The following is a 21,841-nucleotide window of genomic DNA, read 5'->3' on the forward strand; positions in this document are numbered from 1 at the left end:
CATCGGTTTTGAAGGGGGAAAGCCCGATGCGTTCCGTCTATCGTGCCCTGTCCGGTCTGATCACTCTCGGCGTCGTCGTCCAGTTGGCCGCGATCGCCGCCGCATGGTTCCTGGTGCTCAACGACGTCGACAACGGTGGCGTCTTCGACAACAACACGCAGAACTGGGGACACGTCCTGCACAGCGTGGTCGGCATGATGGTGATCCCGTTGCTGGCCGTCGCGCTGCTGGTGGTCTCGTTCTTCGCCCGGATCCCGGGCGGGGTGAAGTGGGCCGCGTTCACGTTCGGCGCGGTCGTCCTGCAGATCGTCCTGGCCTTCGCCAGTTACAGCGTGCCGGGTCTGGGCGCGCTGCACGGGCTCAACGCCCTCACGGTCGCCGGCCTGGCCCAGCACGCCGCCCGGCGGGCGTCCCAGCCCGAGGCGCGACCCGTCGCCGTCGCCTGATGCGCACCTCGTTCCGGGCCGCCACCGCGGTGGTGGCGGCCCTCGCCGTGCTCGGGCCGGTCGGCTATTTCTGGTACGACAGCCTGGTCCCGGGCACCTACGACATGGCCGCGATGGGCTATCCCGACAACGGGGGCGGCTCGCCGGTCGAGCACGACCACACGGTGGGCATGTCGGTCGCCGACCTGAAGGGGCCGAGCGGGACACCGGACGTGGCGGTGACGCTGACCGCCCGCAAGGACGGCGCCCGCTACACGCTGAACGGCGCCACGCCCGGGCCCGAGATCCGCGCCGAGCAGGGACAACTCATCCAGGTGACGCTGGTCAACGAGTCGGTGCCGGACGGCGTGACCCTGCACTGGCACGGCGTGGACGTGCCGAACGGGGAGGACGGGGTCGCCGGGATCACGCAGGACGCGGTCCTCCGGGGGCAGAGCTTCGTCTACCGGTTCGTGGCGAAGGACGCCGGGACCTACTGGTACCACTCGCACCAGGTCTCCCACGAGCAGGTCAAGAACGGCCTGTTCGGAGCACTGGTGATCACGCCACGCGGGCAGCGGATCCCGGACCAGGTCGCGCTGGTCCACACCTACGACGGCAAGCGCACGATCAACGGCAAACCGGGGATCGCCGATCTGTCGGCGACGACCCTGCGCGTGATCAACACGGACGCCGGGCCGATCCGGATCTGGGTCAGCGGCACCGCCTTCCGGGTCACCGCGATCGACGGTCACGACGTCAACCAGCCGGACCAGGTCACCGACCGGGCGGTGCCGGTCACCGCGGGCGGGCGGGTCGACCTGCGGCTGAGCACGCCGGGCCGGGTGGACGTGGGCGGGGGCGCGGCACTCGCGGCCGCCGGCACGCAACCGGTCGCGCTGCCACGCGACACGATCGACTTCCTTTCGTACGGGAAATCGGGTCCTCTCGGTTTTGATCCTGGAAAAGCGAACCGCGCGTTCCGGTACGACATCGGGCGGCGCTTCGGCTTCCTCGACGGCAAGCCCGGCATGTGGTGGACCGTCAACGGTCACCTCTTCCCGGACGTGCCGATGTTCATGGTGAAGACCGGCGACATCGTCCGGATGACCCTGCACAACGGCAGCGGCGAGGTGCACCCGATGCACCTGCACGGCCATCACGTGGTGGTGCTCAGCCGCAACGGCGTGGCCGCGACCGGCAGCCCATGGTGGACCGACTCGCTGGACGTGGGGGACGGCGACAGCTACGAGATCGCGTTCGTCGCCGACAACCCGGGCATCTGGGCCGACCACTGCCACAACCTGGAGCACGTCCCGGAGGGCCTGGTCGTGCACCTCGCCTACGCCGGCGTCCGCAGCTCCTTCCAGGTCGGCGGCCCGGCCGGCAACACCCCCGAGTGACCGGCCGGGCCGGTCAGCACTGCCAGGCGGTCGCCCCGGCCACCCGATCGCCGTTCGTCTCGGTGACCACGCCGACCACCAGGCCGCTGTCGCTGACGGCACTGGCCCGGGCCGCGCGGCCGGCGCCACCGGCGGGCAGTTCGGTGACCCGGCCGTCCCGGATCAGCCGCCCCTCCGAGTCGATCATCAGACCGGCGGCGTTGACCGCGATGCCGGGATCGCTGTCCGCGGCGAGATCGGCGGCCACCGCCCCGGTCCGCCGGTCCCACAGCACGGTGTCGCCCGACTCCCAGATCCCGCCGGTGACCCAGTCCCCGCTCACCGCGAGCGCGGACGATTGCTTCCCCTTCGGGGTGCTCAGTCGGTGGCCCTTGCCGGTCCGGTCCCAGACCCAGGCGCTGTCGACGACCCCGTCGCGGACGATCCCGCCCACCACGCTGCCGTCGTCGGCCAGGTCGTGCCCGCTGGCGCCCTTGGGCAGCGGCAGTTTCGTCGGCGTGGTCGAGCCGGCCGGCCAGAGGAGCACGATGGTTCCCGCACCGCCGCTGTTGCCGGCCGGCTCCGCGTTGATCAGCACGTCACCGGCCTCGTTGATCCTCGGCTCCGGGTACGGATGCCAGTTGCCGGAGGGCATCTTCAGCATGGTGTATCTGCCGCCGGCATACCGGAAGACCCGGTCCTCGGCGCCGTCGCCGCCGGCCAGGCCGACCACGACGCCGGCCGAGTTCACGTCGGTCAGCTGCACCGACCTGGTCGGCATGGACAGCCGCGCGGCCACCCCGTCGGTCCACAGCACCGGGTGAAAATCCTGCCCCGCGTCGTCGGTGTGTCCCAGGATGTATCGCCCGGTGGGATCGACCCCGGCGCCGGCGACCCCGGTCGCCCCGGAGGGCAGCGGCAGCGCGACCACCGTGCAGACCGGCTCGCGGGTGGCGGTCGGGGTGGCCGCGGGCAACGCCGGGCCGGGCGCCGGGCCACCGCCCAGCACCAGTTTCGGCACCGCGACCAGCGCGCCGACGGCCAGCGCGGTGCCCACCCCGGCCAGCGCGGCGGCGCGGCGCCGGCGCCGGGCACGTCGCCGGGCCGCCGGCAACGCCCAGTCGATGGTGATCACGCTCGGCGGGGCGCCCAGCCCGGCCAGACGGTCCCGCAGAATCTGTTCCTGGTCCACGCCGCTACCTCGTTTCCTGGAAGGTGCCGAGCACAGCGCGTAACGCGGTCAGCCCCCGCGAGCTCTGGCTCTTGACGTTGCCCACCGAACAGCCGAGCGCCTCGGCGGTCGCCTCGATCGAGAGGTCGCTGAAGAAGCGCAGCACCAGCACCGCACGCTGTCCTTTCGGCAGCGCGCGCAGGGCGGCCATCAGCTCGTCGCGCTCCTCGACGTCGTTCCCGGCCGGCGCGGCCCGCTCCGGCAGGTGGCCGCCGAGCAGCACCCGCGCCCACCGGCGGCGACGTTCGTCGAGGTATCGCCGGACCAGGATGCGGTGCACGAAGCCGTCCAGGTTGTCGGCCCGGACGGCCCGTTTCCAGTTGAGGTAGAGCGACGTCACCGTCGCCTGGACGATGTCGTCCGCCTGGTGCGGATCCGCACACAACAGGTAAGCCGCCCGATGCAGCCGGGACAACCGCCCGGCCACATAGGCGACGTACTCCTGTTCGAGATCAGAACGCATCCGGCTCCCCTGTCAGTGGCTCGTCACCCTTTCTGTCGTGGGTGGACGCGCCGGGGGTTGCACGGTTCTACAGATACATTCCGGTCGACGGGAGCTGGCGGGGGACGGTGACCGGGTGGGCGCCGGTCTTCAGGGCGTAGAGCTCGGCCAGCGTCGCCCCGTCCGGGCCGATCCCGGTCGACGTGCCCATCCAGGCGACCGCCTCCTGGTACGGCAACCGGCCCACCTCGATGCTGGCCAGGCAGCGCCCGGGCCGGACCACGGCCGGGTGCAGCGAGGACAGGTCCTCGTTGGTGGTGATCGCGATCAGCGCGTTGCGGCCCTGCCCGAGCAGCCCGTCGGTCAGGTTGAGCAGCCGGGACAGCGACTGGCCGGCGCTGGCCTTGGCGTCCCCGCTGATCAGCTCGTCGCAGTCCTCCAGCATCAGCAGCCGCCACTTCGGCTCGTCCTCGTCGCCGCTGCCCAGGGCCACGCTCATCAGGTAGGCGGGGTCGCCGAACAGCCGTTCCGGGTCGAGCACGCAGTCCACCTGGCACCAGGTGCGCCACTGCTGGGCGAGGGCCCGCAGCGCGGTGGTCTTGCCGGTGCCCGGCTCGCCGTGCAGCAGCAGGAGGCGGCCGGTGACGCCGTCGGCGTCGATCGCCATCAGCTTCTCGAGGGTGTCGCCGACCGGGCCGGCGTAGTTCCGCTTGATCGTCTCCCACGGCGCGGCGCCGATCTCCCGCTGGGTGCGGCGCGGGCCGTGCGGCCCGTAGTGCCAGAAGCCGACCGGCACGCTGTCGTCGGCCGGGGCCGGCTCCTCCACCGCGCCGGCGGTCACCGTGGACAGGATCGTCTCGGCCAGCTCGCCGGTGACCGCGGTCACCGTGACCCGGGCCCGCCGGCTCTGCTTCCAGCGCATCACGTGCAGGGTCCAGCCGTCGCCGACGCTGAGCCGGCCGTGGCCGTCGTCCTCCACCGCGTCCCGCACCACGCGGGCGTCGGGCAGGGTGAGCGGGGCGTCGGCGCGCAGGTTCTCCAGCCAGGTGGTGCGGCCGAACGGCTCACGCCCGGTGACGAACGGGTCGAGCGCGATCAGATCGACCAGGTCCACCAGCCGGTCGCCGTCGTCGATGGAGCCGGACATCGGCATGGACGCAGGAGCATTCGCCGGGGTGCGGGCGGCCGGGACGGCCGACCCGTTGGCTCGGTCGAGGGGCTGGTGGGGGGTCCGCATAACCCCATGATCGCGGCCGATTGGCCTGGTGGCATCCCCTTTTTCCGCGCCATCCGCGCCCGGCGGGTGGGTTGCGTCCCCGGTCCGGACCGGTTCGGTCCGGGGTCCGGGCCGGCGGTCCGCGTCGCGGCCGCCGATTTTTCGTGCGTACGGCGTCGTCAGCGCCGGGTCAGCAGGAAGACCGGAATCAGTCGTTCGGTCTTCGTCTGGTAGACCGCGTAGTTCGGGAACGCCTCGACCGCCCTCGCCCACCAGACCTCCCGCTCGGCGCCGGAGAGCTCCCGGGCCGTGTAGTCGTGCCGCTCCGCGCGGTCCTGCAACTCGACGTGCGGGTCCTTGCGCAGGTTGTGGACCCACACCGGGTTCCTCGGGGCACCGCCGAGGGAGCCGACCGCGAGGTATTCACCCTCGTGCTCGACCCGCATCAGCGGGGTCTTCCGCAACTTTCCGCTCCGCGCGCCGACGGAGGTCACCAGGACGATCGGGAGCCCCTGGATGTCGTTGCTCTCGGCGCCGTCGCTCGCGTCGTACTTCTCCGCCTGCTCTCGCGCCCAGGCGGACGTGCTGGGTTCGTATTCACCGGTCAGCGGCATACGCCCGAGTCTACGGCGGATCAACGACACCTCAACCGCACCCCGCGGCCGACCTGTTCGCACTCCATCGGACGGACCGTTCCTGGTGACGGCCGAGACGACACGGAAGTGGGACCGGATGAGGGTGACTCTGCGGGGTAGGGCGTTCGCGGCGGCGCTGACCGCGGCGGCGATCGCCGGGCTGGGCGCGCTGGTGCTCCCGCACGGGTCGACCGGTCTGGAGCCGGTCTCCTACGCACTGGCCGCGACCCCGGCGCCGGCCGCCACATCAACGACAAAGAACATCAAAACCGCTTCGCTGACGTACGCCGTGGCCCGCGCCACCCTCGCCGCCGACCCCGCGGAGATCCTGCCGGCCGAGGTCACCGCCGCCCGGCCGGCCCGGGTCGTCGGCACCGCCCTGGACGCCGGCGGCCGCCCGGTGATCACCGTGCGTGAGGCGCGCGACCGGGCGACCGCGACCCGGCTGGTCCGGCAGGCGCAGCGGGCCGCGAACGCGCTCGGCGTCGAGGTGGACGGCGTCGTCCGGGCGCTGGACGCGCCGACCGGCACCGACACCTACCGCGCCCGGCAGTGGGACCTCACCACGATGAACGTGCCCGCGGCGTGGCAGACGTCCACCGGCGCCGGGGTGACCGTCGCGGTGATCGACACCGGGGTGGACGCGAGCCACCCGGACCTGGCCGGGCAGGTGCTCAGCGGGTTCGACGCGATCACCGACACGGCCGGCGGCGGCACCGACCCGAACGGGCACGGCACCCACGTGGCCGGCACCGTCGCCGCGCTGACCGGCAACGGGATCGGCATCGCGGCGATCGCCCCGGACGTCAAGATCCTGCCGATCCGGGCGCTCGGCAAGGACGGCAGCGGCAACATGTCGGACACCGCCCAGGGCATCGTCTGGGCCGCCGACCACGGCGCCGACGTGATCAACATGTCGCTCGGCAGCTCCGGGCAGTCCAGCGCGGTGACCAGCGCGATCACGTACGCCCGGGGTAAGGGTGTGGTGGTCGTCGCCGCGGCCGGGAACGAGCGGGCCGGCGGCAGCCCGGTCAGCTACCCGGGCGCCGACCCGGGGGTGATCGCGGTGGCGGCGACCGACTCCGGGGACGCCGTGGCGTCGTACTCGAACGCCGGCACCTACGTCGACGTGGCCGCGCCCGGCAGCGGCATCCTCAGCACCTATCCGACCGCGCTCGCGGCCAGCGGCTACGCCACCATGAACGGCACCTCGATGGCCTCGCCGCACGTGGCGGCGGCCGCGGCGCTGCTGCTCGGCGCGCGGCCGGACCTGACGCCGGACCAGGTGGAGTCGGCGCTGGAGACCTCCGCGGTCGACCTGGGCACAGCAGGAAAGGACAACGACTACGGGTACGGCCGGATCGACGCGACCGCGGCCCTCGCCACGATCGCCGGCACCCCGTCGGCCACCCCGACCCCGACCCCGACGCCGACGCCCAGCGCCACCACCCCGGTGGTCGCCAAGATCGCCATCACGTCCAGCGTGACCAGCCGTTCCGTCACCTACGGCACCAGGACCAGCACCGTCTTCACGGTCACCGCGGGCGGCAAGCCGTGGATCGCCCAGCCGGTCTCGATCTGTGTCTCGGTGGCCGGCGGCAGTTGGTCGTGCACCTCGGCGAAGACCGGCTCGACCGGCACCTACACGTACACGCGGGCCGCGACCGCGTCGTTCCGCGCCCGTCTGACCGTCGCGGCGAGCGCGACCAATTCGGCGGCGACGGTGCTCACGACGTACACAGTCAAGCCTGTCGTGGTTGTCAAAAGTGCGAAGAAGCGCCTCACCGTGCGGGTGACCGGTGTCGCCGGTCAGAAGCTGACCGTTCAGCGCTATGTGAACCGGCGCTGGAGCGCGGTGAAGACCTATCCCGCCACCAGCAGCCGCACGATCACCGGCCTGGTCAGCGGCGGCAGCTACCGGGTGGTGCTGGAATCGACCGCGAAGGTGCTCGGCGTCACCAGCAAGACCGTGAAAGCCTGACCGGAGATGCGGTTTACTCATAGCCCATGGGCATCATTTCCCGGGGCTTCGGCGGGCGGCGGCGTGACTCCGCGCCGAATCTGCCGCCCGGCCAGTATCTGACACATGACTTCCCGGTGCTCTCCGCCGGTCCGACGCCGCGCATCCCGCTGGACCGGTGGAGCTTCACCATCAGCACCGAGGTGGGCCAGAAGCACACGTGGAACTGGGCGGAGTTCACCGCCCTGCCGTCCGAGGAGTTCACCAAGGACATCCACTGCGTCACCAAGTGGTCCAAGCTCGGCACCACGTGGAAGGGCGTCTCGCTGGACACGCTCTTCGAGGACGTGGAGACCGCGGCGGACTACGTGATGGCGCACAGCAAGGGCGGCTACACGACGAACATCCCGCTCGAGGACCTGCTGGACGGCAAGGCCTGGATCGCGTACGAGTTCGACGGCGAGCCCCTCGACCCGGAGCACGGCGGCCCGGCCCGCCTGCTGATCCCGCATCTGTACTTCTGGAAGTCGGCCAAGTGGGTCAACGGCCTGGAGATGATGCACGAGGACGAGCCCGGCTTCTGGGAAGCGGCCGGCTACCACATGTACGGAGACCCGTGGTCCGAACAGCGCTACCAGGGCGACTGACCTGGCAGGCCGCGACGGTCACCGCGGTTCGCGCGGAGACCCCGTCGGCCCGCACGCTCGTCCTGGACATTCCGGACTGGCCCGGCCACCTGCCCGGCCAGCACCTCGACCTGCGCCTGACCGCGGAGGACGGCTACTCCGCGCAGCGCAGCTACTCGATCGCGTCCGACTGGCCCGGGTCCGGCCCGGTCGAGATCACCGTGCAGCGGCTGGCGGACGGCGAGGTCTCGTCGTACCTGACCGACGTCGTCCAGGTCGGTGACCGGATCGAGCTGCGCGGCCCGATCGGCGGCTGGTTCGTCTGGCGCTCGGCCCAGCCGGCCCCGGTCCTGCTGGTCGCCGGCGGCTCCGGCGTGGTCCCGCTGATGTCGATGATCCGCGACCGGGGGCGGGTCCGCGGCCGTCAGCCGTTCCGCCTGATCTACTCGGTCCGCACGCCGGAGGACGCGTGCTACGCCGACGAGCTGAAACGCCGCGTCCGGGACGACCCGGGGCTGGACGTCCACTTCGTCCACACCCGCAAGGGGCCCGATCCGAAGCGGATCGACGTGGCGACGGTCAACACGTACGGCTGGCCGCCGGACTTCGCGCCGGACGTCTTCGTCTGCGGCCCCACCGGCTTCGTCGAGACGGTCGCGGACATCCTGGTCGCCCTCGGCCACGACCCGAAGAAGATCCGCACCGAGCGTTTCGGCGGTAAATGATGGAGCTCGACGGCAACGCGCTCGCCGGCGACCTGGCCGAGGTCTTCACGGTCGAGATGACCTCGGCCCGCTTCACCTGTGCCGGCTGCCGGCACGCGGACGAGGTCGCCACCCTGCGCGTCTACACCCCGGTGCCGGGCGCGGTCGCCCGCTGCCCGAACTGCGGCGACGTCGTGCTGACCCTGGTCCGCACGCCGACCCGGGTCCTCCTCACGCTCACCGGGACGGCCCGGCTGGACTTTCCCGTCTAGGCTCCGGGGTGTGTCGAGCGTCCTGATCGCCGCCACCGTCCTCACCGGCCTGGCCGCCGGCGTCTTCGCGCTGTACTCCCACACGGTCATGCCGGGCCTGGCGAAGGTCGACGACCGCACGTTCGTCGCGGCCTTCCAGGCCACCGATCGCGCGATCGTCAATCCGTGGTTCATGACCACGTTCTTCGGCGCGCTGCTGCTCATCGGGGCGGCCGGCATCGTGGCGCCGACCGTGCCGGTCTGGGTCGCCTTCGCGCTCTACCTGGCTGTCGTCGCCGTCACGGTCGCGGTGCACCTGCCGCTGAACGACGCGCTCAAGGCCGCCGGCGATCCCGCGGGCATCGACGTCGCCGCGGCTCGGGCCGCGTTCCGGGAGCCACGCTGGCGGCGCTGGAACCACTTCCGCACGGCCGCTTCGCTCATCGCATTCGTTCTGCTCACGGTCGATTTAACAACAAAAACCTAATTTCGCCCGTACGGCGGTGAGCCGCCCGCCCCCACTCACCGCCCGCCCCACTCGCCGCCCACCCCACTCGCCGCCCGACCCACTCGCCGCCCGACCCACTCGCCGCCCGACCCACTCGCCGCCGGCCCCTTCGCCGCCCGGCGAGCGAGCTCAATGCGCGTTCCGCCCGAGCGGCCCAGCCTCCGCCCCGGCCGAGCGAGCGACGCGACGCAGTCCCGGCCCCAGGCCCAGCCGCGCCCCACGGCCTCGGCTGGTGCTGAGGGTTGCCTCGCGGTCCGTGAGACAACCCTGAGCACCAGCCGACAAGCCCGAGCCGCGCCACGGGCCGGGCCCACAGCGCGCATCGCGCTCGCGCCCCGGCCGGCAGCGCGCGGCGCCGGCACGGCCGGGCACGGGCCGCGCGGGTCCAGGCCGGCCGGGCACGGGCCGCGCGCGTCCAGGCCCGCCGGACGCGGGCCGCGCGCGTCCAAGCCGGCCGGACGCGGGCCGCGCGGGTCCAAGCCGGCCGGGCACGGGCCGCGCGGGTCCAGACCGGCCGGGCGCGCGGGCCGCGCGGGTCCAGGCCGGCCGGGCGCGCGGGCGGCGTGCATAGGAAGATCGCATAGAGTCGACGGCTGTGGCGGCACCAGCGGTTCTGAGGGACGTCTTTCTCGCGCACCAGCAGCACTGGGGTCAGGAGGACGGCGGCTACCTCTTCGAGGATCCGGCCGGCCCGCTCCCCCGGATCGACGTGCTGGTCTACCGCCCGACCGCGAAGATCGGGCTGACCATGTTCTCCACCATCGGGATGTCCGCCCGCCCGATGCCCGCCACGCCCGGCCAGACCGGCCAGAGCGGCGGCAGCAGCCGCTCGGAGCTGCAGTTCTCCCGGCGCGGGTCGCTGAGCGAGCGCGCCGAGAACAGCATCGCCCGCCAGCTCGCGAACCTCGCGGTCCACCCGTTCCGGGCCGGCACCCAGCTCGACTGGGGTCACCTGATCGGCCTGGGCCAGGAGTTCCCGACGTTCCCCGGCTGCCACTCGGTCTTCCTCTCCGGCCCGCTCGCCGAGAACGCCCGCGACTACTGGCAGACCTGCGAGGGCCCGGTCCGCATCCTCAACGTCATCCCGATCACCGACCGCGAGCGCGACCTGGGCCGGGCACTCGCCCCGCTCCAGTTCGCCCAGACCCTCCTGGAACGCGTCGACATCCTCGCCGAACGCCCCGCCTGACGGCCGGTCAGCGCAGCCGGGTGACGGTCGGGGTGAGCGGGCCGGGGACGTAGCCCGGGACCGGGGACGCGTCGGTGGTGGCGGAAGCCAGGTAGGCGCCGTTGCCGGACAGGGCCGCGTTGTCGGTGACCCGGCGGGTGCCGGTGTAGTCCAGGGGCAGCGGGGTGTACCACGGCCCGACCCGGCGGGACGCGCCCGTCGCGACGGTCACCGCGAGCAGGCTGACCGCGTCCGCCGACGGGTCGACGGGGTCGCTGTGGCTGACCGTGACCGCCGCCTGGGTGCCGTCGCCGGAGAGCCGGCCGCCGAGCACCCGGTCGGCGGTGAACGCCGCGCCCGGGTCCCGGGAGGCGACCCGGGTGGTCCCGGCGGTGAGGTCCCGCCAGTACGCCTGGGTGTAGATCGCGCCGACCTCCCCGGCGAGCTGGTCCATCGAGGTGAGCAGCACGTACCGGCCGTCGGCGGACAGGTCGAGCAGCTCGCCCCAGGTGTCCGCGGTCCCGTCGGCGCGGGCCGACACCAGCCGGGTCGTGCCGAGGGTCAGGTCCCGCCGGTACGCGTGGTCCGCGTAGTTCCCGGCCGGCGTGGCGCCGCTCAGTCCGGCCGCCGCGGAGGTGAAGGCCACGTACCGGCCGTCGCCGGAGAGCACCGGGCCGGTGCTGGACGAGGCGCCGGGCGCCCCGGCCGTGGTCACGCTGGCCACCGTCTGCGCACCGGTGGCGACCGTGGCGACCAGTACCTGGTCGGTGATCGCCGGGTCGGTGCCGCCCCACAGGACGGGTTCGGCCGAGCTGTACGCCACCTTCGTCCCGTCCGCGCTGACCGACGGCGTGTGACTGCGCCCGGCGGCCGGCTTCCCGGCGGGCCGGCTGATCAGCCGGAGCGCGCCGGTCGTCCGGTCGGCGAGGTAGACGTCGGTGGTGTCGTTGGCGTCGTCGGCGGTGAGCCGGTCCGGTGAGGTGAACGCGATCCAGCGCCCGTCCGCGGAGAGGTCCGGCTCCCAGCCGGCGCCGATCCGGGTGGTGGTCGCGGTGGCCAGGTCGGTGACGAACACGTCGGCGGCCCCGTTGGTGTCCCCGGTGACCAGGTCGCCGGCCGCGGAGACGAACGCGGCGTACCGGCCGTCGGCGCTCAGCGACACCGACCCGGCGTCGCCGGACGGCTGCCCGCCGCCGCTCGCCCGGACGACCGGCAGGAACTCGCCGACGGCCGGCAGTCCCGGCGCCCGGACGGCGAGGGTGACCGCCGACGTCACGCTGGCCCCGGCGCTGTCCCGGACCCGGACGGTCACCGGCGCCGCCGCCGACGCGGTCGTGGGCGTCCCGCCGATCCGCCCGGCCGCGCTCAGGGCCAGCCCGGCCGGCAGCGTCCCGGCGGCGACGGTCCAGGTGTACGGCCCGACGCCGCCGGTCGCCCGCAGATCCGCCGCGTACGCCCGGCCGGTCAGCGGATCCGGCAGCCGCCGGGTGGCCGGCGTGCCCAGCGGCAGCGGCGTGGTAAGCGTGCTGACCAGCAGATTCGGGGTGTCCCCGGGCACCCCGTGGACCGCGCCGGGGGTGGCCGACGAGCCGAGCCGGGCGGCGACCACCGCCGGGGTGAGGGTCGGCTCCCGCCCGAGCATCAGCGCGGCCGCGCCGGCGACGTGCGGGGTGGCCATCGACGTGCCGGACATCGTGGTGCCGGCCGTGGTGGACCAGGTGGTGGCGGAGAGGATGCCGTCGCCGGGGGCGAGCAGGTCGACGCACGGCCCGCGGTTGGAGAACCCGGCGAGCGTGTCGTCCTGGCTGGTCGCGCCGACGGTGACGGCCGCGGGCACCCGGGCCGGGCTGTGCTGACAGGCGTCGCCGCTGTCGTTGCCGGCCGCCGCGACCACGGTGATCCCGTCCGCGATGGTGGCGGTCACCGCCTGTTCGAGCGCGGGTGACGGGTCGCCGCCGAGGCTCAGGTTGACCACGGCCGGGCCGCTGACGTGGTTGGTGATCACCCAGTCCAGCCCGGCGGCGACCGACTCGTCGGTGCCCTCGCCGTAGCAGTCGAGGACCCGGACGCCGATCACCCGGGCCTTCTTGGCGACGCCGTAGGTGGCCCCGGCGACGGTGCCGGCCACGTGCGTGCCGTGCCCGTTGCAGTCGGTGGTGCCGAACGCGTCGCCGACCGTGCTGATCGGCGCGGTGGCCCGGCCCTGGAACTCGGCGTGGGTGGCCATCACCCCGGTGTCGACCACGTAGACGGTGACGCCGGCGCCGCCGCCGGTCCAGGTGTACTTCCCGTCGAGCGGCAGGGCGCGCTGATCGGTGCGGTCCAGGCCCCAGCCGGCGCCGGTCTGGGTGTCGTTGATCCGCATCCGGCGGACCGGGTCGACGGCGGCGACGGCCGGGTCGCGACGCAGCCGGGCCGCCGCGGCCGGGGTCAGGTCGGCGCTGAAGCCACGCCAGGCGCCGGCGAACCGCCGGTGCACCTTGCCGCCGACAGCGCCCGGGGCGGCATTACCGGCCTTCAGCCGCACCAGGTACCGCGCACCGGGCTCGGCGGCCCGGGCGGGCCCGCCGAGCGCGGTGGTGGCGAGCAGTCCTGCCAGCGCAAACGTGATCCAGCGTCGAGCCATGCCGATGCCTCCCCGGTCGACCACAGTGGAGTGTCATCGTCACGCACGGTGTCAACCAGGAGGAGAAACGGTGTCAACCAGGACTGTCCAGCGTGAAGAGGGCGGCCTGCTCCGGGACCAGCAGCGGCGCGGGGAGCCCGGCCTCGGCCAGCATCCGGCCGGTCAGCTCGACCCCGTCCGCCAGCCACGGCGGCGGCGCGTCCTGGACCACCCGGGGCGGGTGTCCCAGGGTCCGGACCCGATAGGTGCGGTCCGGATCCAGCCCCGGGAAGCGGATCGGCGGCGGCAGGGCAGCGGCCGGCGAACCGATCGTGACCAGGGCGAACACCGCCGACGAGCGGTCCTGGGCGACCACCCCGTGGAGCAGCACCGCGGGGTCGGGCGAGTCCGCGCGCACGACCACACCGGAGTGCAGGAGACCGCGCAGGCGCTTGTACTCGCCGGTCCAGGCCGCGATCAGGGCGCGGTCAGTAGGCGAGGCCCGGGACACGTCCCACTCGATGCCCGCGTGCCCGAACAGGGCGGTGGCAAGACGGAAACCCAGGGCCGACGTACGGCCGGTGACGTGCGCCGTCCCCGCCCCGAGGTGCCCGCCGAGGAACTCCGGCGGGATCAGCACGCTCGTCCAGCGCTGGATGTGCTGCCGGTCCAGCGGGTCGTTGGTGTCCGAGGTCCAGAACCGGTCCACGTGCGGCAGGATGCCCAGGTCGATCCGGGCGCCGCCGGACGCGCAGCTCTCGATCTCCACGTCCGGGAACGCCGTCCGCAGCGCCGCCAGCAGCCGGTAGAGCGCGGTCGTCTGCCGGTGCGCGGTCCCGGGTTCGAGCAGGTCCCGGTTGTGGTCCCACTTGAGGAACGCGATCGGGTACTCGGTGAGCAGATCGGTCAGCCGCCCGAGGACGTAGTCGTAGGCCGCCGGGTTCGCCAGGTCGAGCACCCGCTGGAAGCGCCAGGTCAGCGCGTCGCGCGGGCCGAGGACCCAGGACGGGTGCTCCCGGGCCAGCGCCGAGTCCAGGCTGACCATCTCCGGTTCCACCCAGAGGCCGAAGTCCAGGCCGGCCGCGTGCACCCGGGAGACGAGCGGGTGCAGACCGTCCGGCCACACCTCCGGGTCGACGAACCAGTCGCCCAGCGCGCGCCGGTCGTCGCGGCGGCCGGTGAACCATCCGTCGTCCAGCACGAACCGTTCGGCGCCCACCTCGGCGGCGGCCCCGACCAGATCGCCCAGCCGGTCCAGCGAATGGTCGAAATAGACCGCCTCCCAGGTGTTCAGCACGACCGGGCGCGGTTTCGGCTCGGCCCGCGCGGAACGGATCCACGGGTGCAGCCGATCGGACAATCCGTCGATCCCGGAATCGGAGAAGACCGCGATCGCCCACGGCGTGGCATACGACTCCCCGGGCGCCAGCCGGATCTCCCCCGGGCCGAGCAGTTCGCCGGCGCCGATCGCGGAATACCCGAGCGCGGACCGTTCCGCCCAGATCCGTTTGTCGCCACTCCACGCCAGGTGCAGCGCCCAGATCCGGCCGCCCCGGAAACCGAATCCGGGTTCGCCGGTCATCAACAGGAACGCGTCGTCGTGCCCGGGGCGGCCGTGCCGGCTCTCCCGGCTCCACACGCCGTCCCGGAGCGGCGCGCGCTGCGGTCGCCGCTCGTGCGCCCACAGCCCGCTGAAGTCGAGCAGCTCGGCCGCCTCGGACGGGATCGGCAGCTGCACGTCCAGCGACGACAGGGTGAAGTCGCCCGGGGCGTGATTGGTCAGGACGTGCCGGATCCGGAGCACGCCCTGCGGGGTCAGCTCGATCTCGGTGACGTTCGCCAGATCACGGCCGGCGCTTTCGGCCCGTACCGTAATCGTGTTTTCGGAAAGCTCGACCGCGGCGACCGGAAGCGTTCCGGACGGTTTTCCGTCGTGATGGCCCGCCAGGGCCGGCCGACCGCTCCAACCGGCACCCAGCGCCGGCAGCAAAGACCATTCCAGGGGTACGTCGATGGAGCTCGGCGGAATCGCGGGAATGCGGCTCGCCTCGAAGGCCGGCGGCAATTCGCCGAGATCGGCGCCCCAGTGCAGAACGGCACCGCGGGCGTTCAGCACGAAGCTGACGCCCGCGGCCCGCAGGTGGTACAGGGTCACTCGGCGACCGGGATGCTCTGCGACTTGAGGTTCTCGATCGTCGACGACTGCGCCTTCTTCAGCGCGTCGCCGAGCGTGCCGTTGCCCGAGACGGCGGCCTTGAAGCCGTCCGACGCGGTGGCGTACGTCGAGGTCATCGTCGGTCCCCAGGTGAAGTCGGGGGTGACCTCGGTGGCGGCGTCGGCGAAGATGTCGTAGATCTTCTGGCCGCCGTAGAAGTCGACGCCCTTGCTCAGTGCGGCCAGCGAACCACCGGTCTTGGTCGCCGGGTAGAGGTTGGCCTTCTCGTTGAGCAGCGTAAGCGCCTCCTCCGAGGTGTTCAGCCAGATCGCGAACTGCGACGCCTCGTACGGGTGCTTCGAGCCCTTGAAGATCGCGGTCGAGGAGCCGCCCCAGTTACCGGCGGTCTTGGCGCCCGCGGTCCACTGCGGCATCGGGGCGACCGCCCACTTGCCCGAGGTGTCCGGCGCGCCGGAGGAGATCGAGTTGGCGCCCCAGACCGCGGACACCCAGGTCCAGGCCTGGCCCTTGTTGTACGCGCTGTCCCACTCGGTGGTCCACGGCGGCACCGCCGAGACCAGCTTCTTGGTGATCAGGTCCTGCCAGTAGTCGGCCACCTTGGTGGTCGCCTCGTCCTGGAAGTTCACGGTCCACTTGCTGCCGTCGTTGGCGAACCAGCGGCCACCGGCCTGCCAGGCCAGCCCGGCGAACTGGTTGATGTCGCTCTGCGAGAAGTTGGTGATGTAACCGCCGGCCGCCTTCACCTTGACGGCGTCCGCGGCGTACTCCTCCCAGGTGGTCGGCACCGGGATGCCGGCCTTCTCGAACAGGTCCTTGCGGTAGAAGAGCGCCATCGGGCCGGAGTCCTGCGGCACGCCGTAGGCGGCGTCCTTCTCGCCGAACGACACCTGGTTCCAGGTCCAGTCGATGAACTGGTCCTTGGCGTCGGCCACCGGCTTGCAGGCGGCCACGTTCGTCAGGCCGTCCTGGACGCGGAAGCTGGGGAGCGCGTCGTACTCGATCTGGCCCAGGTCCGGGGCGTTGCCGGCCTTCAGCTGGTTGAAGAAGTTCTGGTAGGTGCCGCCGTTGCCGTTCGGGCCGGTCTGGACCTTGACCTGGATGTTCGGGTTCTTGGCGTTCCAGACCTTGACGACGTCCTCGATCCCCGGGATCCACGACGTGAAGGACAGGGTGACCGGGCCGGAACTCGGCGCGCAGCTCGCCGCGCCGGCGGTGGCCGTGGTGGTGTCGTCGTCGCCGCCCGAGGAGCAGGCGGTCAGGGCCAGGGTGGAGGTCAGCGCGAGGCCGAGAATTGCTTTCATTTTCATGGGAGAACCCATCTCTTCAAGAAATACCGGGAGGGAATTTCGATTACTTGACGGCGCCGGAGCCGAGGCCGCTGCGCCAGAAGCGCTGCAGGAACAGGAACGCCACGACCAGCGGAATGATCGAGACCAGAGCGCCGGTGAGCACCAACATCCGCAACTGCGGAAGCTGGTTCACCTGGGTGTTCCAGGAGTAGAGGCCGAGCGTCACGGGGAACAGCCGCTCGTTGCCGAGCATGATCAGCGGCAGCAGGAAGTTGTTCCAGACCGCGACGAAGTGGAACAGGAAGATGGTCACCAGGGCCGGGAACATCAACTTGGTGGAGACCGTGAAGAACGTGCGCACCTCGCCCGAGCCGTCGAGTCGAGCGGCTTCGAGGAGTTCGTCCGGAACACTCGCGGTGGCGTAGATCCGGGCCAGGTACACCCCGAACGGGTTGACCAGGCTGGGCAGGAACACCGACCAGAAGGTGTTGGTCGCGTTCAGCTGCGAGAAGATCAGGAAGAGCGGGAGCGCCAGCGCGGTGGCCGGCACCAGGACCCCGCCGAGCACGATGTTGAAGATCGCCTCCCGGCCCGGGAAGTTGTACTTGGCCAGGGCGTATCCGCACATCGCGGCCAGCACCGTGCCGAGCAGCGCGGCGCCGCCGGTGTACAGGATGCTGTTGAGCATCCAGCGCAGGAACACGCCGTCGCGGTAGTGGAACAGCTCGCTCAGGTTCGACCCGAGGTTGAAGTGGGCGAACCAGAGCGGGGCGGTGTTGCCGAAGTCCGAGCGGGACTTGGTCGCCCCGACGAACAGCCACCAGATCGGGACCAGGAAGTACAGCGTGCAGATCCCCATGATCGCCATGGCGGCGGATTTGCTTTTCACTTCTCGCCACCCCGCTGCGTGATCTTGAGGAACGTGAACGAGAGCAGGCACGTCGCCAGCGCCAGGACCACGGAGAACGCGGCGGCCAGGTTGAAGTTCGGGATCGACGAGGTGCTGTAGACGGTCAGGTTCGGGGTGTACGTGCTGGACACCGCGGAACTGAAGGTCCGGAACACCTGCGGCTCGGCGAGCAGCTGCAGCGTGCCGATGATCGAGAAGACCGTGGTCAGCACGATCGCCGGCATCACCAGCGGGATCTTGATCGACCAGGCGGTGCGGATCGGGCCGGCGCCGTCGAGCTTGGCCGCCTCGTACACCTCCTGCGGGATGGCCAGCAGGGCGGAGTAGATGATCAGCATGTTGTAGCCGACGTAGACCCAGGTCACGACGTTCGCCATGGCCCACAGGACCAGGTCCGCGGAGAGCAGGTCCCAGGTCTTGGTGACCGCGGTGAACGGCGACAGGTTCGGTGAGTAGAGGAAGCCCCACATGATCGCGGCGACCACACCCGGGACCGCGTACGGCACGAAGAACGCCAGCCGGAAGAACGCCCGCCCCTTGACCAGCCCGGAGTCGAGCAGCAGGGCAAGCACCAGGGCCAGCCCCAGCATCACCGGGACCTGCACCACGCCGAACAGCAGGACCCGGCCGACCGACTCCCAGAACGGCCCGTTCTGGAAGACGCGCCGGTACTGCTCGAAGCCGCCGAAGACCTCGTGTGCCGGCCCGAACGTGCCGGTGCGGGTGACCTTGTAGAGGGACTGCTTGATCGCGTACCCGATCGGGGCCAGATAGAACGCGATGAACAGCAGCCCGAACGGAAGAACGAAGAAGAGAATCGCGCTTACGGGCTTTTTCCTGGTCATGCCGGTGCCTCCTCTCTGACCACGCCGACTCCGCCGCCCTCGACGCGCAGCGTTCCGCCGACCCGCTCATCGGTGATGAGGTTGTGTCCCGTCGCGGGGTATTCGACGGGATTCACGCCGTGGTTCACGACGAAGAGGTAGCTGCGGCCATCACCGGTCCGGCGCACCGCCTCGACATCGCCCCCGTCTTCCTTCAAAAGATCAACTGCCGCATTTTGTACGACATTTCGCGCCATATCCCGCATGCCACGTGCATCCAGCGACGTCGCGAGGTACCACGCCACCCCGTCGCCGAACTCGTTGCGGGTGATCGCCGGGATCCCCGGCAGCGGCCCGTCGAGGTAGCTCGCGACGGTCGACGCCGTGGTGGTCCGCAGCCGCTCGGTCCAGAGCGCCCCGGTCGCACCGTTCGTCAGGGTCACCTCGTGACCCGGCTTGAGCGGCGCGAACTCCTCGGTGCGCACGCCGAGCACGTCCCGGAACGCGCCCGGGTAACCGCCGAGCCGGATCCGGTCCCGCTCGTCGACGATCCCGCTGAAGAACGTGACCAGCAGGTGGCCGCCGGCCGCGACGTACTCGGTGATCCGCTCCGCGGCCACGTCCCCGACCATGTACAGGCACGGCACCACGACCAGCCGGTAGCCGCTCAGGTCCGCGTCCGGCGAGACGATGTCGCAGGTCACGCCGAGCTCGCGCAACGCCCGGTGGGTCGCGTGCACCTGGTCGAGGTACTCCACCGCCTGCGACGGCCGGGCCTCCCCCTCGGCGGCCCACCACGACTCCCAGCTGAAGATCAGCGCGACGTCGGCGTCCACGGTCGTGCCGGCCACCTCGCCGATCGCGTCCAGCGCCGCGGACAGCCGCAGCACCTCGCGCCAGGCCACCGTGTCGGTGCCGGCGTGCGGCAGCATCGCGGAGTGGAACTTCTCGGCGCCCTGCGCGGAGGCCCGCCACTGGAAGAAGCAGATCGAGTCGGCGCCGCGGGCCACGTGGGTGAGCGTGTTGCGGAGCATCTCGCCGGGCGCCTTGGTCAGGTTGTGCGGCTGCCAGTTGACCGCGCCGGCCGCCTGCTCCATCAGGATCCACGGCCGGCCACCGGCCAGGCCGCGGGTGAGGTCGGCGGCGAAGGACAGCTCCGCGACCGGGTCGCCGAGGCGGTGGTCCAGGTAGTGGTCGTTCGCGATCACGTCCATCTCCGGCGCCCAGGACCAGTAGTCCAGGTTGCGGATGTGCGCGGTGACCATGAAATTCGTGGTCACCGGGGCGGACGAGTGCGCTCGCAGGATCGCGGTCTCGCCGCGGTAGTAGTCCAGCAGCTCGTCCGAGCTGAAGCGGTGGAAGTCGACGATCTGCGCCGGGTTGCGGACCGACAGCGCGGCCCGCGGCGGCTGGATCTCGGCCCAGTCGCCGTAGCGCTGGCTCCAGAACGACGTGCCCCAGGCCTCGTTCAGGGTCTCGATCTTGCCGTACCGGCGGCGCAGCCAGGTGCGGAACGCCTCGGCGCTGGTCTCGCAGTAGCAGAGCGCGTTGTGGCAGCCCAGCTCGTTGGAGACGTGCCAGAGGGCCAGCGCCGGGTGCTCGCCGTAGCGCCGGGCGACCTCGCGGACCAAGGCGAACGCGCGGTCCCGGAAGACCGGCGAGCTCGGGCACCAGGCCTGGCGACCGCCCGGGTACCGGGTGGTGCCGTCGGCGGCCGCCGGGAGCACCTCCGGGTGCCGGGTGGTCAGCCACGGGGGCGGGGACGAGGTGCCGGTGCCGAGGTTGACCCGGATGCCGTTGGCGTGCAGCAGCTCGATGATCTCGTCGAGATCGTCGAACGCGTACTGCCCCGGGGCCGGTTCGAGGCTGGACCAGCCGAAGATGTTGATCGCGACCAGGTCGACGCCGGCCTCGCGCATCAGCGCGACGTCCGCACGCCAGACGTCCGGCGTCCACTGCTCCGGGTTGTAGTCGCAACCCAGCCTGATGCTGTTCATAAAACTCCTGGTCACGGGTGTGTGCACGTGCACACATTTCGCAGCGCCTAAATGGGCGTTACGGATGTGTGAACGTGCACACAGTAGGACCGGCCTTGGCGTGCGGTCAATAGCGTCCGCCGGGCTATCGTGAAGCGCATGTCCCAGCCCAGGCCCCCGAAGCGCGCCACGGTGCACGACATCGCGGCCGCCGCGGGCGTGTCCCGGGGCACCGTCAGTCGTGTCCTCAACGGCGGCTATGTCTCCGCCGAGGCGCGCGCCGCCATCGAGGCCGCGATCACCGAGGTCGGCTATGTGCCGAACACCGCGGCCCGCGCCCTCAAGATGCGCCGCTCCGAGGCGGTCGCGTTCGTCGCCCTCGAGCCGCACTCACTGTTCCTCGACGACCCCAACATCGGCGCGATCATGCTGGGCGCCAACGCCGCGCTCTCCCTCGCCGACCACCAGATGGTCAGCCTGGTCGTCGAGTCGACCCGGGACATGGAGCGCGTCTCGCGGTACCTCAGCGGCGGCTTCGTCGACGGGGCGATCGTGGTCTCGGCCCGCTCCCACGACCCGATCATCCAGGTCATCGAGGACCTGCGGCTGCCGGCCGCGTTCGTCGGCCACCCGCCGGACCTGGGCGGCACGATCCCGTTCGTGGGCATCGACAACGCCGGCTCGGCCCGCGACATCACCGCCCGCCTGGTCGCCACCGGCCGCCGGCGGATCGGCATGATCGCCGCCGCGCTGGATCGGGACTCGGGCAGCGACCGGCTGAGCGGCTTCCGCACCGCCACCGGCGAGCTGTTCGACCCGGCCCTGGTCGCCGACGTCCCGCACTACGACTACGGCTCCGGCGTCAAGGGCATGCGCATGCTGCTGGAACGCGACCCCGGCATCGACGGCGTCTTCGCCGCGTCGGACGCGATCGCCGCCGGCGCCCTCGAAGCGCTTCGCGAGGCCGGCCGGGTGGTCCCCACCGACGTCGGGATCGTCGGCTTCGACGACAGCACCTGGGCGGTCCGGACCCAGCCGCAGCTGTCCACGGTCCACCAGCCGGCGAAGCAGATAGGAGCCGTGGCGGCTCAGCTGATCCTGCGACAGCTCCGCGGCGAGCGGATCGAGACCCTCGGCCAGCTCCTGCCCACCCCGGTCATCTGGCGCGACTCCGCCTGACCCGGGCGACCGGCGCACCTCCGCACGCGGCGGCGATCGGCACACCTCCGCCCGCCCGGCGCTCCGGCGCGAACTTCGCCCAACTCATCGCCCAGCCGCGGCCGCCCGGCCATCCGGCGCGACCTCGCCCGACTCATCGCCGGCTGCCCCGCATGCTCGTCGGCGGGCTGGTGGCTGAGGGCAGCCAGACCCCTCAAAACAACCCTCAACCACCAGCCCGCCGCACGGCACCCACCCGGCCGGCACGCACGGCTGCTCCAACCCCTCGGAAGCAAACCTCAGCACCAGCCGGCCCCCGCCGCATGACCCGGCGAGGCTGGGCCGATCAGGCCTG

At 71.9% G+C, this 21,841-nt stretch carries 19 protein-coding genes; 9 read left to right on the top strand and 10 right to left on the bottom strand.

Going from position 1 to position 21,841, the window contains the following annotated elements; all coding sequences use genetic code 11:
• Positions 1–26: 26 nt before the first annotated feature.
• Complete coding sequence (locus L3i22_RS44635; protein WP_221323478.1) at positions 27–446, top strand: DUF6220 domain-containing protein; 420 nt, start codon at positions 27–29, stop codon at positions 444–446.
• Positions 446–1,828: a multicopper oxidase family protein gene (locus L3i22_RS44640; RefSeq protein WP_221323479.1), complete on the top strand. Its 1,383-nt coding sequence runs from the start codon at positions 446–448 to the stop codon at positions 1,826–1,828. Before L3i22_RS44635 ends, L3i22_RS44640 begins: the two co-directional genes overlap by 1 nt.
• 13 nt (positions 1,829–1,841) lie before the next feature.
• Here L3i22_RS44640 and L3i22_RS44645 read toward each other — a convergent pair whose 3' ends face one another.
• The 4 genes from L3i22_RS44645 to L3i22_RS44660 all read right to left on the bottom strand — a co-directional run bounded on the left by L3i22_RS44645 (position 1,842) and on the right by L3i22_RS44660 (position 5,310).
• Positions 1,842–2,999: a hypothetical protein gene (locus L3i22_RS44645; RefSeq protein ID WP_221323480.1), complete on the bottom strand. Its 1,158-nt coding sequence runs from the start codon at positions 2,997–2,999 to the stop codon at positions 1,842–1,844.
• A gap of 4 nt (positions 3,000–3,003) precedes the next feature.
• Positions 3,004–3,501: a SigE family RNA polymerase sigma factor gene (locus tag L3i22_RS44650; RefSeq protein ID WP_221323481.1), complete on the bottom strand. Its 498-nt coding sequence runs from the start codon at positions 3,499–3,501 to the stop codon at positions 3,004–3,006.
• 67 nt (positions 3,502–3,568) lie between these two features.
• On the bottom strand, positions 3,569–4,717 hold the full coding sequence (locus tag L3i22_RS44655; protein WP_221323482.1) for a DUF5925 domain-containing protein: 1,149 nt from the start codon (positions 4,715–4,717) through the stop codon (positions 3,569–3,571).
• Between the two features lie 158 nt (positions 4,718–4,875).
• Entirely contained in the window at positions 4,876–5,310 is a 435-nt protein-coding gene (locus L3i22_RS44660; RefSeq protein WP_221323483.1) for a nitroreductase family deazaflavin-dependent oxidoreductase, read from the bottom strand.
• A 118-nt stretch (positions 5,311–5,428) separates the two neighbouring features.
• Between L3i22_RS44660 and L3i22_RS44665 the strand changes: the two genes are divergently transcribed.
• The 6 genes from L3i22_RS44665 (at position 5,429) to L3i22_RS44690 (ending at position 10,569) form a co-directional block, all read left to right on the top strand.
• Entirely contained in the window at positions 5,429–7,312 is a 1,884-nt protein-coding gene (locus tag L3i22_RS44665) for a S8 family peptidase (RefSeq protein WP_221323484.1), read from the top strand.
• Positions 7,313–7,338: 26 nt separating this feature from the next.
• Entirely contained in the window at positions 7,339–7,938 is a 600-nt protein-coding gene (locus L3i22_RS44670; protein ID WP_221323485.1) for a sulfite oxidase-like oxidoreductase, read from the top strand.
• Positions 7,908–8,642 carry a ferredoxin reductase gene (locus L3i22_RS44675; RefSeq protein WP_255657622.1) on the top strand — a complete coding sequence of 245 codons (735 nt, stop codon included), beginning with the start codon at positions 7,908–7,910 and terminating at the stop codon, positions 8,640–8,642. Before L3i22_RS44670 ends, L3i22_RS44675 begins: the two co-directional genes overlap by 31 nt.
• Positions 8,639–8,893 (top strand): DUF6510 family protein, encoded by a 255-nt coding sequence (locus tag L3i22_RS44680; protein ID WP_255657623.1) that lies wholly within the window; start codon positions 8,639–8,641, stop codon positions 8,891–8,893. Before L3i22_RS44675 ends, L3i22_RS44680 begins: the two co-directional genes overlap by 4 nt.
• A 10-nt stretch (positions 8,894–8,903) precedes the next feature.
• Positions 8,904–9,359 (top strand): DUF1772 domain-containing protein, encoded by a 456-nt coding sequence (locus L3i22_RS44685; RefSeq protein ID WP_255657624.1) that lies wholly within the window; start codon positions 8,904–8,906, stop codon positions 9,357–9,359.
• Between the two features lie 616 nt (positions 9,360–9,975).
• Positions 9,976–10,569 (top strand): suppressor of fused domain protein, encoded by a 594-nt coding sequence (locus L3i22_RS44690; RefSeq protein WP_221323486.1) that lies wholly within the window; start codon positions 9,976–9,978, stop codon positions 10,567–10,569.
• Positions 10,570–10,576: 7 nt separating this feature from the next.
• Here the strand turns inward: L3i22_RS44690 and L3i22_RS44695 are convergent, their stop codons facing one another.
• The 6 genes from L3i22_RS44695 to L3i22_RS44720 form a co-directional block, all read right to left on the bottom strand.
• A complete protein-coding gene (locus L3i22_RS44695) occupies positions 10,577–13,174 on the bottom strand; it encodes a S8 family serine peptidase (protein ID WP_221323487.1) in 2,598 nt (865 codons plus the stop codon).
• A 73-nt stretch (positions 13,175–13,247) separates the two neighbouring features.
• Positions 13,248–15,308, bottom strand: a complete 2,061-nt coding sequence (locus L3i22_RS44700) for an alpha-galactosidase (RefSeq protein ID WP_221323488.1) — start codon at positions 15,306–15,308, stop codon at positions 13,248–13,250.
• Positions 15,305–16,636, bottom strand: a complete 1,332-nt coding sequence (locus L3i22_RS44705; RefSeq protein ID WP_255657625.1) for an ABC transporter substrate-binding protein — start codon at positions 16,634–16,636, stop codon at positions 15,305–15,307. Before L3i22_RS44705 ends, L3i22_RS44700 begins: the two co-directional genes overlap by 4 nt.
• A 43-nt stretch (positions 16,637–16,679) precedes the next feature.
• Entirely contained in the window at positions 16,680–17,507 is an 828-nt protein-coding gene (locus L3i22_RS44710) for a carbohydrate ABC transporter permease (RefSeq protein WP_255657626.1), read from the bottom strand.
• Positions 17,504–18,373 (bottom strand): carbohydrate ABC transporter permease, encoded by an 870-nt coding sequence (locus tag L3i22_RS44715; RefSeq protein WP_221323489.1) that lies wholly within the window; start codon positions 18,371–18,373, stop codon positions 17,504–17,506. The genes L3i22_RS44710 and L3i22_RS44715 overlap by 4 nt, the downstream gene beginning before the upstream one ends.
• Positions 18,370–20,349: a beta-galactosidase gene (locus tag L3i22_RS44720; RefSeq protein WP_221323490.1), complete on the bottom strand. Its 1,980-nt coding sequence runs from the start codon at positions 20,347–20,349 to the stop codon at positions 18,370–18,372. Before L3i22_RS44720 ends, L3i22_RS44715 begins: the two co-directional genes overlap by 4 nt.
• Before the next feature lie 138 nt (positions 20,350–20,487).
• On the opposite strand from L3i22_RS44720, the gene L3i22_RS44725 reads away from it, so the two are divergent.
• A complete protein-coding gene (locus tag L3i22_RS44725; protein WP_221323491.1) occupies positions 20,488–21,507 on the top strand; it encodes a LacI family DNA-binding transcriptional regulator in 1,020 nt (339 codons plus the stop codon).
• The last annotated feature ends 334 nt before the right edge of the window (positions 21,508–21,841 follow it).

Source organism: Actinoplanes sp. L3-i22, assembly GCF_019704555.1.
Classification (GTDB): Bacteria; Actinomycetota; Actinomycetes; order Mycobacteriales; family Micromonosporaceae; genus Actinoplanes.

Excerpts from the sequence above, each read along its gene's own strand:
- L3i22_RS44635 (WP_221323478.1), top strand. The coding sequence starts at position 27 with ATGCGTTCCGTCTATCGTGCCCTGTCCGGTCTGATCACTCTCGGCGTC.
- L3i22_RS44640 (WP_221323479.1), top strand. The coding sequence starts at position 446 with ATGCGCACCTCGTTCCGGGCCGCCACCGCGGTGGTGGCGGCCCTCGCC.
- L3i22_RS44650 (WP_221323481.1), bottom strand. The coding sequence starts at position 3,501 with ATGCGTTCTGATCTCGAACAGGAGTACGTCGCCTATGTGGCCGGGCGG.
- L3i22_RS44655 (WP_221323482.1), bottom strand. The coding sequence starts at position 4,717 with ATGCGGACCCCCCACCAGCCCCTCGACCGAGCCAACGGGTCGGCCGTC.
- L3i22_RS44660 (WP_221323483.1), bottom strand. The coding sequence starts at position 5,310 with ATGCCGCTGACCGGTGAATACGAACCCAGCACGTCCGCCTGGGCGCGA.
- L3i22_RS44665 (WP_221323484.1), top strand. The coding sequence starts at position 5,429 with ATGAGGGTGACTCTGCGGGGTAGGGCGTTCGCGGCGGCGCTGACCGCG.
- L3i22_RS44670 (WP_221323485.1), top strand. The coding sequence starts at position 7,339 with ATGGGCATCATTTCCCGGGGCTTCGGCGGGCGGCGGCGTGACTCCGCG.
- L3i22_RS44680 (WP_255657623.1), top strand. The coding sequence starts at position 8,639 with ATGATGGAGCTCGACGGCAACGCGCTCGCCGGCGACCTGGCCGAGGTC.
- L3i22_RS44695 (WP_221323487.1), bottom strand. The coding sequence starts at position 13,174 with ATGGCTCGACGCTGGATCACGTTTGCGCTGGCAGGACTGCTCGCCACC.
- L3i22_RS44705 (WP_255657625.1), bottom strand. The coding sequence starts at position 16,636 with ATGAAAATGAAAGCAATTCTCGGCCTCGCGCTGACCTCCACCCTGGCC.
- L3i22_RS44715 (WP_221323489.1), bottom strand. The coding sequence starts at position 18,373 with ATGACCAGGAAAAAGCCCGTAAGCGCGATTCTCTTCTTCGTTCTTCCG.
- L3i22_RS44720 (WP_221323490.1), bottom strand. The coding sequence starts at position 20,349 with ATGAACAGCATCAGGCTGGGTTGCGACTACAACCCGGAGCAGTGGACG.
- L3i22_RS44725 (WP_221323491.1), top strand. The coding sequence starts at position 20,488 with ATGTCCCAGCCCAGGCCCCCGAAGCGCGCCACGGTGCACGACATCGCG.